Origin of the sequence: Microbispora sp. H13382, assembly GCF_014161445.1 — a bacterium.
Taxonomy (GTDB): domain Bacteria; phylum Actinomycetota; class Actinomycetes; order Streptosporangiales; family Streptosporangiaceae; genus Microbispora.
On the sequence record NZ_JABBXA010000033.1, the window covers coordinates 20,448 to 34,450 of the forward strand.

Consider the following 14,003-nt stretch of genomic DNA (forward strand, 5'->3'; position numbering starts at 1 on the left):
GGCCGGGGCACGTCTCCGCGCCGTCCGGGATGACCAGTCATGCACGGGATCTCCTTGCGGGGGTGGGAGTCGTGCTGCGCCCGATGTCTCGTTCGCCGAACCGGTCGCCGGCGAGGACGCCACAGCGCCGGGCCGACGCAGCCGGAACGGTCTCGACGGTGCCGGAGCGACGGACACCAGGCCTGACCTGCGACAATCTGTCGAATCGATTCGGAACGACGATAGGTCTGCGCCTCATGCCTGTCAAGCATGCTTATCAGCGATCCATTGGATGTCTGTTCACACACAATGGGCATGGCGTCGCCGCCTATATCGAGAATCACCATTTCAGCGTGACATCGATGATGCCGCGCCCTCCTCACTCGATGCCAGCAGAGCGGGAATCAGTAGTACCTTTCAACTGCTCAGCCGGAGATAGGTCTGAAACTTTCACGTTCTGCGCTCACCGTGGCCCGCGTCGCGCGGTGAGTGGACCAACCCGGGCACCCTGAGCTTGTCCACCCATGCTTGACACATGCCGTTGACATCCCTCGCCGACGAGACCTAGGCTGCCAGCGAATCGATTCGATAGTCCCACAACCGGGATCGCGGGCCGGCCGCACCGCCGACTCGATCCCCTCGACGCGTACGGCACCTCAACCAGGCGGGCGGAGTGAGCGATCACCGTGCTGGGATCACCGTTCGGTGGGATCACCGCCGTGCCGGGGTGTGCCGTGCGGCAGCGTCTCGCACGCCCGCGGCGGCAGTCGGGCGCCCTCCCGGGAGACGGCCGCCGGTGGACGGCGTCACTCCCCACCCCCCTCTGTCCAAGGAGTCTTACGTGGACGCGAAAGGCAGAAAGCGGCGAACAGGCCGCCGCGGGATCGCGGCCCTGTTCGCCGTCGGCGCGCTCGTCGCCGGATCCCTCTTCACGACGGCGGCGCCGGCCCAGGCCGCGGACGAGTCGATCACCGTCGACTTCTCGGTCGCCGGCGGCTCTCCGACGTACCGGGCCTCCGGATGGATCTACGGCATGACGGAGGACGGCGCCAATCCCCCGGACCACTTCTTCACCGATGTCAGGTTCCGGTACATGCGGGCCGGCGGCGCCCAGCTCGACGGCCCGGGCGGCTGGGTGTCGGGCAAGTACGACCGCAGGTGGAACGCCACCCGCGCGCAGCTGCTGCGCACCCGGTCGCTGGGCGGTGAGTTCGTCCTGCTGGTGCACGACCTGTGGGGCGCCGACGGTTACCCGATCTCCCGCTTCCCCGGCGACAACGGCAACTGGACCGACTACGACGCCTTCCTCACCCGCCTGATCGCCGACGTGCGGGCCACCGGCGTCCCGGTCCAGTGGGACCTGTGGAACGAGCCCAACATCACCCTGTTCTGGAACCGTCCCATCTCGCAGTACTTCGAGATGTGGAAGCGCGCCTACCAGCGCATCCGCGCCGCCTTCCCGTCCCACCTGATCGTCGGCCCCAGCTGCGCCTGCGTGCCGTCCTCCGGCGGCTTCTGGACCCAGTACCTCGACTACGTGAAGGCCAACAACGTCGTCCCCGACATCGTCAGCTGGCACTCCCTGCCCGGCGACCCGGTGGCCAACGTCGCGACCGCCGACTCCACCCTCGGCTCCCGGGGCATCCCCCACCCCCGCCCGTACCAGATCAACGAGTACGGGGCGTCGAACGAACAGAACCCCGGGGACGGGTCCTGGTACATCGCCCGGCTGGAGCGGGCCGGCGCGGACGGCCTGCGGGCCAACTGGGCCGGCGGCGGCAACCTGCACAACGACCTGGGCAACCTGCTCGTCCGCAACTCCTCCGGGCAGTACCAGCCCAAGGGCGAGTGGTGGGTCTACCGCTTCTACGGCTCGCAGACCGGCCAGATCGTCTCTGTCACGCCCAGCACCTCCTACGACGCGTTCGCGACGAAGGCGAACGGGGAGGCGAAGGTCCTGGTCGGCGGGGGCCGCACGACGGGCGACATCGCGGTCGGCCTGCAGCGGCTGGACGCCACCAGCGGCATCGTGCAGAACAACCAGGTCCGGGTGGTGGCCGAGCGCATCCCGTACAACGGCGGGGGCGCCGTCGCCGGTCCGGTGACCGTGCAGAACACGGTGGTGACGTTGTCGGGCAACGGCACGACGGTGCATCTGCCGCATACCAACGCCGACGAGACCTTCACGATCACGCTGCTGCCCCCCGGCACTCCGGGGCCGTCACCGTCCGCGAGTCCCACGGGCGGCACGAGCGGCACGAGCGCGCTGAAGGGCGTGGGGTCGGGCAGGTGCCTGGACGTGAACGGCGCGTCGCAGGCCAACGGCGCGCAGGCGCAGATCTGGGACTGCAACGGGCAGGCCAACCAGCAGTGGACCACGACCAGCGCCGGTGAGCTGCGCGTCTACGGCAACAAGTGCCTGGACGTGAACGGCGGCGGCACGGCCGACGGCAGCGCAGTGATCATCTGGGACTGCAACGGCCAGAACAACCAGAAGTGGCGGCTCAACTCCGACGGCAGCATCACCGCGGTCGGCGCGAACAAGTGCCTGGACGTGTCGAACTACGGCACGGCCAACGGCAGCAAGGTGCACATCTGGACCTGCCACGGCGGCACCAACCAGCAGTGGACCCGCGTCTGACCCGATGAACCCCCCTCGCCGGGCGGCCGACCCCGCGCCCGGCGAGGGCCCTCGACAGCCGGTCACCTCCCGCGTGTCAGCGCCCAGCCCTCCGTCACGCCATCAGTCCCCGCGGACCGGCGAGCGTGAGCCGGTGTTCGTGGGCGGCGGCGAGGATGAGGTAGGCGCTGGCGGTCCAGGTGTAGGCGCGGTCGCGCAGGCCCGCACCGCTGCGGGCGTCGAAGTTCTCCGCGAACCCGGACTTCTCGCACAGGGCACGGAAGCGAGCGCTGATCTCGTCGGCCAGGTCCGGGTAGCCGGCGCGGCGCAGACCGTCCTCGATGAGGACCGTTGAGGGCGCCCAGATCGGGCCGCGCCAGTAGCCGTCATCCCGGTAGTCGGGTGAGCCGGGCAGCTCGGTGGCCAGCCCGAACTCGGTCAGGTGGGTCTCGATGCGGGCCGCCAGCGACGCCCGGACGGGCTCTGGCAGCTCCTCCCCCAAGACGATCGGCATCAGGTCGAGCAGGCTCGAACTGGACCACGTGCGCCCGCTGTGGGCGCTGCGCGCCACGAACCGGTCGCCGTCCCACAGCTCGGCCAGCAGCGCCTCGCGCATGCGACCGGCTTCGCGGCTCCAGGCGGCGGCCGCGTCCATGAGTCCGAGCTCGGCGGCCAGGCGGGCGAGCTCCCGCATCTGCAGCACGAGGAAGGCCGCCAGGTCCGCGGTCTCGACGACGCGCTCCGGGTCGAAGGTGGTGGCGTTGTCCCAGCCGCTGTCGTTGCCGTGCTGGTAGTGGGCGAACTCGTGACCGGGAACGCGCCGCCGGGTCAGCCAGAAGGAGGTCCACCGCTCCAGCAGCCGGTACACCTCGGCGGCCTCGCCGTCCTGCAGCGGGCGCAGCCGCGCCAGGGCCCAGCCGTGGATGGGCGGCTTGACGAAGTTGTACAGGACCTCCGAGTGCGTGACCGAGTCGGGCAGCGCGCCGGCGGCGTCCTGGTGGTCGAACACCAGCCGGAACTGGTCCCGGGCGAGCTCCGGCAGCCCATCGGCGAGGGCGATGGCGTTGAAGCAGTGGTCCCAGCTCCAGACCTTGTCCATCCAGTGCTTGGACATCAGCACCGCGGGGCGGGCGACGAACCCGGCCGGACGGACCGTGGCCGACCACAGGACGTAGGCGGCCAGCTCCGCGCCGGGCGTCCGGTCGCTGCGCCAGGGCGTCACCGCGTCCCGGAACGACTCGAAGCCGGCCCGCGCGGCCGTGAGCACCTGCTCGAAGCCGCTCTCGCTCCGGTAGGGGGCCCGGGCGGTCTCGTACTCTTCGACGGCGATCTCCCACGGCTCGTCGCCGGGGAGTGCGATGCCGCGTACGGCGGCGCCGAGCGCCTGCTCGCCCCAGGACTCGGCATGCCCGGCGAGAAGGGTGACGCGGTAACGGCGGCCGGTCTGGTACACGGTGAAGACCCACGAGCCGTCGCCGGGATCGGCGTAGAAGTACGGGCCGCTGAACGGTGTCAGGACCGAATCGGCCGCCACCAGCCGCAGCCCCAGGCCCTCACCCCGCATCCGTACGGTGTCGGGGGTCTCGTAGGCGAGGTCGATGCGCCGGTCGTCGCAGGTCCAGGTGAGCTCGTGCGGGGTCGCGGACAGGATCGTCTCGGCGCGGGCTCCGGCGGCGGTGGGGATCAACCGCAGGATCGGATGCATGCCGGTCTGGTGCGACACCAGATGGACGTCCGGGGCGTAGGTGTTCTCCGCGATCACCGGGGAGAAGCCGAACCACGATCCGCGGAAGCTGAACGGGATCTCCCGGGGGGAGAAAACCGGGCCTGCGGCGACGGTCATGAAAGAAGGGTCCCTTCTGGCTAGTGCTTAACCGCGCCCGAGGTGACGCCCGCGGCGACGTAACGCTGGGCGATGACGAGCAGCACGGCGGCGGGGATGGAGGCGATCACGGCGGTGGCCATGATGGCGTTCCACTGCTGGTTGTTGTTGCCGATGTAGTGGTAGATGCCGAGCGTGATCGGCTGGTGGGCGCCGCCCTGGTCGAGGGTGGAGGCGAAGACGAAGTCCGACCACGCCCACAGGAACGCGAACAGCGACACCGTGATGACCGAGTTGCGGCTGACCGGCAGGACCACCGACCAGAAGGTCCGCAGCACGCCCGCGCCGTCCACCCGGGCCGCCTGCAGCAACTCCTCGGGGATGCCCGACATGAACGCCGTGAGGATCAGCACCGCGAACGGCACCGCCAGTGTCGAGTCCGCCACGATCAGCCCGGGGATCGTGTTGAGCACGCCCACGTTGAGGAAGACGGCGTAGAACCCCATCGCCATGATGATCCCCGGGATCATCTGGGCGATCAGCAGCAGGAAGCTCAGCAGCCCGCCGCCTCTCGGGTGCAGCTTCCCCAGCGCGTAGCCGGCCGGCGTCGCGACCAGCAGGGTGAGGGCGACCGTGCCCAGCCCCACGATCACGCTGACCCCCAGGTAGGGCAGCTGCTGGTCGAGCACCGACCGGTAGCCGTCCAGCGTGCCGTCCAGGGGGAGCAGGGAGGGCGGGCTCCTGCGCATGTCCTGTTCGCGGGTGAAGGACACGTTGACCATCCAGTAGACCGGGAAGAGCATCACGCCGGTCAGCACCAGCCCGGCCGCGGTCCTCCACCGGCTGCGCGTGGCCCTCATGACGCCCTCCCGCCCGGCCGCTCGTGTGCGGGGCGCGCGCCGTGCCTGCCCGTCCGCCCGTTCACGCGAGGGCCTGCCGTCGCTGTACGCGGATGTAGATCAGCCCGAAGACCAGGGCCGCCACGATCAGCAGGTTGCCGACCGCCGCCCCGCGGCCGAACTCCGGCAGCAGGTTGCCGAACCCCAGCCGGTATGACCAGGTGGCGAACGTGGTGGAGGACTCGCTCGGCCCGCCCCTGGTCATGATCCAGATGATGTCGAACACCTTCAGCGTGTAGACCAGCCCGAGCAGCAGCGTGATCGCCGAGACCGGCCGCAGCAGCGGGAAGGTCACGTACCGGAACCGCCGCCAGCCGGTCGCGCCGTCCAGTTCGGCCGCCTCGTAGACGGCGGGATCGATCGCCTGGAGGCCCGAGTAGAGAACGACCAGGTTGAAGGGGATGCCGATCCAGACGTTGGCGATGATCACCGACCACAGCGACCAGTCCGGCGAGGTCAGCCAGTGGACGGGCTCGACACCGAAGACGGCGAGCGCCGCGTTGACGACGCCGGACTCACTGTCGAGCATCCACGACCACGTCGAGGACGACACGATCAGCGGTAGCAGCCACGGCACCAGGAACAGGGCCCGCAACGTGGCCGACAGCGGGAAGTTCTTGACGAAGAACACGGCCAGCGCGAGCCCGATGGTGAACTGGAGGACCAGGGACGCCAGCGTGAACACCACCGTGTGCCACAGCGCGGGACCGAACGTCGGGTCGCCGAGGACCTTGGCGTAGTTGGCCACTCCGGTGAAGGGCGCGTCGCCTCGGACGAACGAGCGCACGGTGTAGTCGCGCAGGCTCAGCTCGACGTTGCGGTACAGCGGATAGGCGTAGAACACCAGCAAGTAGACGACGACGGGGGCCAGGAAGGCCCAGGCCGCCCACTGACCGGCCGCGGTACGGCGGAGCGACGCCCGCCGGCCGCCGGGGCGCGGCCGGGCCGGAGCCGGTCTCCGCCCCTCTGCCGGCGGCGGCGCGACCGATGCGTGTGTCGCGTGGTCCATGCTGTCCCCTCGTCCGGCGGACGTCCGGCGCCGGATCCGGCATCCGGCGCGACGTCGCCCCCGGACCCCTCCCCCGCCGCACGCGCCGCTGCTACTGTGTGGCGCTCGCGGCCGCGGCCTGCGCGTCGCCCATCGCCTGCTGCGGGCTCTTCGACCCGCTCAGCGCCGCCTGCACCGCGCCCCACATCGGCTCGGAGATCTTCGGATACTTGGTGCCGAGATCGTCGCTGGTGCGGCCCTTGGCGGCCTTGACCGCCTCCACCCAGACCGCCAGGTCGGGGTTCTCGGCCACCTGCTTGGCCTGCACCTGCTCCGTCGGCGCGACGTACGACAGGGCGGTGGTCGTGGTCAGGGAGTTGTCCGTGCCGGTCAGGCAGGTCACCAGCTTCCGCGAGGTGGCGTAGCGCCCGGTGTCCTGCTGCACGGGGATGCCGACGAACTCGCCGCCGGTCGGCGCGGGAGCCGTCCCGCCGTCCTTGGCGGGGATCGGGATGATGCCGTAGGCGAAGCCGGCCTTCTCGGCGGCGGCCAGCTGCCAGGTCCCGTTCTCCGCGAAGGCGAAGTCGCCGGAGGCGAACTCCTGCCAGCTTGTGGTCTGCGTGTTGTTGATGACCGAGTTGGGGGCGTACCCCTTCTTCAGCCAGTCGGTCCACAAGGCGACCGCCGAGACGCCCTCGGGCGAGTCGAGCGTGGTGAGCCGCGCGCCCGACCCCCAGAACCAGGGCAGGAACTGGAAGCTGCCCTCCTCGGTGCCGATCGCCGAGAACGTGATGCCCTTCTTGCCGGCCGCCTTGACCTTCTCCAGCGCGGCGGTGAGCGAGGCCCAGTCCCGCACCGAGGCGATGTCCACCCCGGCCTTCTTGAGCACGTCCTCGTTGTAGTAGAGGGCCAGCGTGTTGGCCCCGATCGGCACGCCGTACGACTTGCCGCCGATCTGCCCCGCCGCGAGCAGGTTCGGCGCGACGGCCGAGGTGTCGAGCCTGTTCTCCTCCGTCGTCGTCAGCACCCCCGCCTCGGCCAGCGTGGAGACCACCGGGTTGTCGACGACGAGCACGTCCGGCGCGTTGCCCTGCTGCGCGGCCAGCAGCGTCTTGTTCGTCAGGTCGGTGGTGTCGTAGGCGGTGCGCTCGACCGCGACCCCCGCCTGGGCGCCGCACGTCTCCAGCAGTTTCACCCACTCGGAGCCCTTGTCGTGCTGCGGGTACGGGTCCCAGATCGTGTAGGTCCCGCCGCCGGCCGCCCGGCCCGCCCCCGTCGTGGCCTCACCGCCGGACGATCCGCCGGACGACCCGCCGGACGACGAGGAGCACGCGACGAGACCGCCCGCGGCCGCCAGCGCCACCAGACCCAGACCGGCCGCCCGCCGGCCCGTTGCCGCTGATCCCATGATCTGACCTCCGCTGCGTTCCGCGGCTGGTAGTACTATCGAATCGGTTCGCATGAAGATAGGCCCGCTCATCGCGTACGTCAATGGGGTCCTGCGGATACAGCCGGATTCGTCGGCTCTATCGATTCGACCTACGATGGTGGGGCCGGGGACGAGCGGTTGAGGAGCGGGATGAACATCGGGGAGATCGCCAGGCGATCGGGCGTGTCGCGCAGCACCGTCTCCTACGCTCTGAGCGGCAAGCGCCCGGTGTCGGAGACCACCCGGCGGCGCATCCAGGCGGTCATCGACGAGCTGGGCTACCGTCCCAACGCCACCGCGAGGGCGCTCAAGGAGGGCAGGACCCGCACGATCGGCCTGGTCATCCCCCCGGCCAGCCAGCGCCTCACCGAGATGCAGCTCGGCTTCGTCGCCAGCGTCGTGGACGCCGCCGCGCGCGCCGACCTCGACGTCCTGCTGTCGCCCTCGGGGGGCGAGCACGATCGCTCATTCGAGCGGGTGGTCGGCGGCAGACGCGTCGACGGCGTGATCCTCATGGAGATCCGGATGGAGGACGACCGGGTCAGCCGCCTGCGGCAGACCGGCCTGCCGTTCGTCGGCATCGGCCGCACCAGCCGTCCCGACGAGATGTCCTGGGTGGACATCGACTACGAGACGCTGATCTCCCAATGTGTGCACCATCTGGCCGACCTGGGCCATCGTCGCATCGCCCTGGTCAACCGCTCCACCGAGCTGATGGCCGCCGGATACGGCCCGGCCCATCGGGCCCAGGCCGGTTTCAGCCAGGCCGTGGCGGAACGCGGCCTGGAGGGCGTGCAGACGTGCTGCGCCGACGACGCCCGCGCCGGCGTGTCCTGCGTGGGGCGGCTTCTCGCCGAACACCCCGATCTCACGGCCATCGCGACCATCAACGAGACCGCCATGCCCGGCATGTACCGCGCGATCGAGCGTGCGGGCCTGACCGTGCCGCGCGACTTCTCCATCGCCGGCGTCGCGGGCCGGCACTGGGCCGAGAACCTGCATCCGCCGCTCACCGCCGCCGACGTGCCCGCCGACGAACTCGGCGCCCAGGCCGTCGACCTGCTCATCCGGCAGATCTCCGACCCCGCCACGCCTCATCGCGGGGCCCTCGTCGCCCCGCCCATCTCCCTGCGCGGGACGACCGGGCCCGCACGCCCGCGCTGACCGGGGATCGACGAGGTGACGCCCGGCGCCGCGCCGATCGGGGCGGCGCCGGGCGTCATGTCGCACCGTGTTGTCACACGGACACGTCCCACGGTGCTGTCACACCGTCATGTCACACCTGTCATGCCACATAGGTGCCTGACGGAGCCTCATGACCTCTCGGGATGAGCGGGTGATCTCATACCCGGGTCCACTTCTGGTTGTTCTGGCCGTTACATGTATAGATCTGCGCCTTTGTGCCGTTGGCGGTGCCGCTGACATCCAGGCACTTGTTCGCCCCGACGGCGGTGATGCTGCCGTCGGAGTTGAAGCGCCACTTCTGGTTGTTCTGGCCGTTGCAGTCCCAGATGATGACCGCGGTGCCGTTGGCGGTGCCGCCACCATTGACGTCCAGGCACTTGTTGCCGTAGACGCGCAGCTCACTGGCGCTGGTGGAGGTCCACTTCTGGTTGTTCCCGCCGTTGCAGTCCCAGATCAGCACCTGCGCGCCGTTCGACTGCGAAGCGCCGTTGACGTCCAGGCAGCGGTTCGACGCCACACCCCGCAGCGCGCTCGTCCCGCCGGCGGGCGGGGTCGGCGACGCGGACGGAGAAGCGGACGGCGACGCCGGCGGAGAAGGCGACGGGGACGGAGAGGGCGAGGACGACGGGCCGCTCAGTTCCTTGATGCGGATGTTCCGGAAGGACACCACGTCGCCGGACCCGTGGTTCTGGATGCCGATGTAGCCCTGCTGCAGGGACCGCACCGGGTCCGAGTTGGTGAAGTCGTTGATCTTGGTGCCGTTGAGGAACACCTGCAGCCGCTCGCCCTCGACGAGCAGTTCGTAGGTGTTCCACTGACCCGGCGGGTTCAGCGCCGCGTCACGTGCGGTGAGGTCGGCCGACTTGAAGCCGTAGATCGCCCCGGTCGTCTTGTCCGCGGTGTCGGTGGCGTCGATCTGGACCTCGTACCCGGTGTCGAGGGCCGTCTGGGGGTCGCTGGTGGCCGGGAAGCCGACGACCACGCCGGAGTTGGAGTCGCCGGTCATCCTCCAGTCGAGCTTGAGGGAGTAGGAGCCGAGCTCCTTGGCGTTGTACCACAGCATGCCCATGCCGCCCTGGGAGGTCAGCGTGGCGTCGCTGTTGGCGAACGAGCCGGGCCCGGCCTGCGTCCAGCCGGTGGTCGACCCGTTGTACAGGGTCGTGTAGCCGTTCTCGGGACGGCAGTCGGCGTTCGTGGCCTTAGCCGCGTAGCGGATGCCGCCGAGAAGCAGGGTGCGGAAGTTGGAATCGGAGTACGACTCCTGGGTGTGCCCGAGCCCTGTGTAGAACGACCGGCCCGCCGCCTGCGGGTGGCACCAGGTGATCGGGTGGTCGCCCATGTTCCCGCCGCTGTAGCTGCTCTCGTTCAGGCTCTGCAGCACGTGCACGTTGGCTCGCGGGTTGGTGCGGTAGTTGTACCACTCGTCGGTGCGCGTCCAGGTCTGGCCGAGATGGGCGGTGGCCGCGTGCGCGCGGTCCTCCTCCTTGAGGGTGGCCTGCTGGATCGCCGGGTGGTCTTTGAACCAGGCGCCCATCAGCTGCCCGTAGTAGGGCCAGTCGTACTCGGTGTCGGACGCCGAGTGCACGCCCACGTAACCGCCGCCGCCGTCCACGTACGACTGGAAGGCGGTCTGCTGGGAGGCGTTCAGCACGTCACCGGTGGTGCTGAGGAAGATCACGGCCTTGTACTGCGCGAGGTTGCCCGTGGTGAACGCGTTCGCGTCCTCCGTGGCGTCCACGGTGAAGTCGTTGGCGGAGCCGAGCGAGCGAATGGCCTGGATTCCGGCGGGGATGGAGTCGTGCCGGAACGCGGCCGTCTTGGAGAACACCAGCACCTTGAAGGCGGCGGCCTGGGCGTGCGTGGCGGGGACCACCATCGCGGCGGCGGCGGTGGTGAACGCCACCGCGGTCGCCGACAGGCGTCGCAGCACCGATGTCTTCCGGTCGCTCCCCGCGCCGCGCCCGGAGGCTGCGGGGGTCAGATGTCGCAGCATGGATTTCCTTTCGTCGCGGCGCCCGGCGCGGTCCCCGTCTCGTCGTCGAGGGCGGGGCCGTGCCGGGCGCCGCATCAGGTGGTCGGTCGGATGGTGGGGAGTGGTCTGCGGGACGGCGTCAGACGCGTGTCCACTTCTGGTTGTTGCCGCCGGTGCACGACCAGATCTGCACCTTGGTGCCGTTGGCCGTGCCGCTGCTCGCCACGTCCAGGCACTTGTTGGCCCCGACCGCGGTGATCGTGCCGTCGGAGTTGAAGCGCCACTTCTGGTTGCTCTGGCCGTTGCAGTCCCAGATGATCACCGCGGTGCCGTCCGCCGTGCCTCCGCCGTTCACGTCGAGGCACTTGCTGCCGTAGACCCGCAGCTCACTGGCGCTGGTGGAGGTCCACTTCTGGTTGTTCTGGCCGTTGCAGTCCCAGATCAGCACCGTCGCGCCGTTGGTCTGGGAGGCGCCGTTGACGTCCAGGCACCGGCCCGACGGCACGCCCTTGATCGAGGTCGTGCTCCCCGCGGGAGGAGTGGGCGAGGCCGACGGCGACGGAGACGGAGACGGAGAGCTGGAGGTGCCGGTGTCGAGGGTGAAGGCGTCCAGATCGAACAGGTATCCCTGCCCGGTCGCCCCGCGGAACACCAGATACAGCGTGGTCGTCCCCGCCGGCGCTCCGCTGAGGTTCGCCGAGACGTCGGCGAAGGTCTCCCAGCCGCCGGTGGCCGCAACGGTCACCGTGCCCAGCAGCGTGCCGGTCGCCGAGCCCGCCCGCACCTCCAGCCGGCCGCCCACGCCGCCGGACGACACCCGCGCGGTGATGCGCGTGGCGTTGGCGAGGTTGTAGGGGGTGAAGGAGATCCAGTCGCCGTCGTCGGTGTAGCCGACGGTCTTGCCGCCCTCGGCGGTGGTGTGGTCGGCCGTCTGCAGGCCCTGCTGCGCGCCGAAGTGCTCGGCCTGGCGGTGCCGCGGCTGCAGCGTCCGGACGACGGTGGTGGTCAGGCCGCCCTTGTCGGTGTAGGACGCCTGCAGCACCCCGTAGATGTTGGCCGCCGAGTCGTGCTCACCATCCACCGGCACCGCGATCGACCCCGAACACCCACTCTTGGAGGTGATCTGGTGGGCGTGGCTGTCATGCCCCAGCAGGTAGGTGACCGACACCGCCGAGCAGTCGATCGTCCCGTCCTCCGGATCGGACACATTCACCTGGAAGGGCACCGTGTCGCCGAAGGAGAACAACTGCCCCTCCACCGGCGAGACGAACGCCACCGACGGCGCGGTGTTGCCCACGTTCACCGTCACACTCGCCGTCCCGGTCAGCCCCTGCGGGTCACGGACGGTGAGCGTCGCGGTGTAGGTGCCGTTGGTGGTGTAGGTCTTGGCCGGGTTGGCCGACGTGGAGGTGGTCCCGTCGCCGAAGTTCCACGAGTACGACAGTGTGCCGCCCTCGGGGTCGGAGCTGCCCGCGGAGGAGAAGTTCACCGTCAGCGGCGCCGCCCCGGAGGTCTTGTCCGCGCTGGCTTTGGCGATCGGGTTGCGGTTGGCCTTGCCGACGTACTCGATCCGGTACAGCGCCTGGTTGTTGCTGCCAGTGCCGTAGTCCAGGACGTACAGCGCGCCGTCGGGGCCGAAGGCCATGTCCATCACCTGCGTCCCCGACCAGGGGAACGCGCTGATCTCGCCGTACCCGCCGTCCGAGCGGACCTCGATCGCCTTGATCCACTTGCGGCCGTACTCCCCGGCGAAGAACCGCCCGTCCAGCGCCTGGGGGAACTTCACTGAGGAGTTCAGGTTCGGGTCGTACCGGTAGACCGGCCCGCCCATCGGCGATTCGGACCCGCCGCCGAACTCCGGCGGCGACCCGGCGTCCCCGCCGTAGCGGATCCAGGCCGGCTTGGCCGCCGGGAGCGTGGACAGCCCGGTGTTGCGGAAGGAGGCGTTGGTCGCCCCGCCCGAGCAGTTGAACTTTGGCCCGGTGCTGTTGGTCGCGAAGTTCCACCGGTTGTAGGTCTCGTTGCTGCTGTTGGACCCGGTGCAGTACGGCCACCCGTAGAACCCCGCGCTGGTGATCCGGTTGAACTCCACCTGCCCGTTCGGCCCCCGGCTGGAGTTGGTCGACCCCGCGTCCGGCCCGTAGTCGCCCAGGTAGACGACCCCGGTGGCCTTGTCCACGCTCATCCGGAACGGGTTACGCAACCCCATCGCGTAGATCTCCGGCCGGGTCTTGGCCGTCCCCGGCGGGAACAGGTTCCCGCTCGGGATCGTGTACGACCCGTCCGGCTGCGGCGTGATCCGCAGCAGCTTGCCCCGCAGGTCGTTGGTGTTGGCCGCGGTGCGCTGCGCGTCGTACTGCGGGTTGCGGTCGGTCCGCTCGTCCACCGGCGAGTATCCGGCCGACTCGAACGGGTTGCTGTCATCACCCGTGGTCAGATACAGGTTCCCCGCCGCGTCGAAGTCGATGTCACCCCCCACGTGGCAGCACATGCCCCGGTCGTTGGCCACCTCCAGCACGACCTTCTCACTGTTCAAATCCAGCGTGTCGTCGGACTTGAGCGTGAACCGGGACAGGTTCAAATGCCCCTTCCACTGGTCGAACTGCGACTGCGACCCACTCGACGGGGCGTCCCCGTTCGGGGTGCTCAACCGCGGCGAGTAGTACAGCCACACATACCGGTTGGTCGCGAAGTTCGGGTCGACCGCGACCCCCTGCAACCCCTCCTCGTCATGGGTGTAGACGTTCAGCTTCGCCGCCACCTTCGTCCCCCCTGTAGGGGAGGTGATCCGCAGCGTGCCATCCCGCGCGGTGTGCAGCACCGACCGGTTCGGCAACACCGCAAGCGACATCGCCTCCCCCAGATTCCCCCCACCGGTCGCCATCGCGACCTGCTGGTAATCGGACGCCGGGATCGTCAACGCGTTCGCCGCCGGAACATTCAGCGCCATCGGCACAGGAGCCAGCAGCGCCAGCGTGGCCAGCATCACCGGCCACGGACGTCGGGACATAAGAGAGATTCCTTCCTGACATGAGCAATTAGTCAGGGCAATGGCGCGCGCCGCCGCGCTGTTGCCGGTGGACGAGGTTTCCGGGAGGGGTGCCGCCTC

8 protein-coding genes are annotated in these 14,003 nt (G+C 69.7%); 2 read left to right on the plus strand and 6 right to left on the minus strand.

Going from position 1 to position 14,003, the window contains the following annotated elements:
* Positions 1 to 820 precede the first annotated feature (820 nt).
* The gene (locus HHX41_RS41505) at positions 821 to 2,620 is read left to right on the plus strand and encodes a ricin-type beta-trefoil lectin domain protein (protein WP_310742366.1); all 1,800 of its coding nucleotides are present in this window, start codon (positions 821 to 823) and stop codon (positions 2,618 to 2,620) included.
* 94 nt (positions 2,621 to 2,714) lie between these two features.
* Here the strand turns inward: HHX41_RS41505 and HHX41_RS38270 are convergent, their stop codons facing one another.
* The 4 genes from HHX41_RS38270 to HHX41_RS38285 form a co-directional block, all read right to left on the minus strand.
* Entirely contained in the window at positions 2,715 to 4,442 is a 1,728-nt protein-coding gene (locus HHX41_RS38270; RefSeq protein ID WP_182909852.1) for an amylo-alpha-1,6-glucosidase, read from the minus strand.
* 20 nt (positions 4,443 to 4,462) lie between these two features.
* Positions 4,463 to 5,281 carry a carbohydrate ABC transporter permease gene (locus HHX41_RS38275; protein ID WP_182909853.1) on the minus strand — a complete coding sequence of 273 codons (819 nt, stop codon included), beginning with the start codon at positions 5,279 to 5,281 and terminating at the stop codon, positions 4,463 to 4,465.
* Positions 5,282 to 5,342: 61 nt separating this feature from the next.
* Positions 5,343 to 6,329 carry a carbohydrate ABC transporter permease gene (locus HHX41_RS38280; RefSeq protein ID WP_182909854.1) on the minus strand — a complete coding sequence of 329 codons (987 nt, stop codon included), beginning with the start codon at positions 6,327 to 6,329 and terminating at the stop codon, positions 5,343 to 5,345.
* Positions 6,330 to 6,420: 91 nt separating this feature from the next.
* Entirely contained in the window at positions 6,421 to 7,716 is a 1,296-nt protein-coding gene (locus tag HHX41_RS38285) for an extracellular solute-binding protein (protein WP_182909855.1), read from the minus strand.
* A 171-nt stretch (positions 7,717 to 7,887) separates the two neighbouring features.
* Between HHX41_RS38285 and HHX41_RS38290 the strand changes: the two genes are divergently transcribed.
* Positions 7,888 to 8,901: a LacI family DNA-binding transcriptional regulator gene (locus tag HHX41_RS38290; RefSeq protein ID WP_182909856.1), complete on the plus strand. Its 1,014-nt coding sequence runs from the start codon at positions 7,888 to 7,890 to the stop codon at positions 8,899 to 8,901.
* Between the two features lie 178 nt (positions 8,902 to 9,079).
* On the opposite strand, the gene HHX41_RS38295 is transcribed toward HHX41_RS38290, so the two are convergent.
* A complete protein-coding gene (locus HHX41_RS38295; RefSeq protein ID WP_182909857.1) occupies positions 9,080 to 10,915 on the minus strand; it encodes a ThuA domain-containing protein in 1,836 nt (611 codons plus the stop codon).
* Positions 10,916 to 11,033: 118 nt separating this feature from the next.
* On the minus strand, positions 11,034 to 13,904 hold the full coding sequence (locus HHX41_RS38300; RefSeq protein ID WP_182909858.1) for a lectin: 2,871 nt from the start codon (positions 13,902 to 13,904) through the stop codon (positions 11,034 to 11,036).
* Positions 13,905 to 14,003 lie beyond the last annotated feature (99 nt).

Bases quoted from the DNA above. Each gene is read 5' to 3' on its own strand.
- HHX41_RS38295 (WP_182909857.1), bottom strand. From the start codon at position 10,915: ATGCTGCGACATCTGACCCCCGCAGCCTCCGGGCGCGGCGCGGGGAGC.
- HHX41_RS38280 (WP_182909854.1), bottom strand. From the start codon at position 6,329: ATGGACCACGCGACACACGCATCGGTCGCGCCGCCGCCGGCAGAGGGG.
- HHX41_RS38275 (WP_182909853.1), bottom strand. From the start codon at position 5,281: ATGAGGGCCACGCGCAGCCGGTGGAGGACCGCGGCCGGGCTGGTGCTG.
- HHX41_RS38270 (WP_182909852.1), bottom strand. From the start codon at position 4,442: ATGACCGTCGCCGCAGGCCCGGTTTTCTCCCCCCGGGAGATCCCGTTC.
- HHX41_RS38285 (WP_182909855.1), bottom strand. From the start codon at position 7,716: ATGGGATCAGCGGCAACGGGCCGGCGGGCGGCCGGTCTGGGTCTGGTG.
- HHX41_RS38300 (WP_182909858.1), bottom strand. From the start codon at position 13,904: ATGTCCCGACGTCCGTGGCCGGTGATGCTGGCCACGCTGGCGCTGCTG.
- HHX41_RS38290 (WP_182909856.1), top strand. From the start codon at position 7,888: ATGAACATCGGGGAGATCGCCAGGCGATCGGGCGTGTCGCGCAGCACC.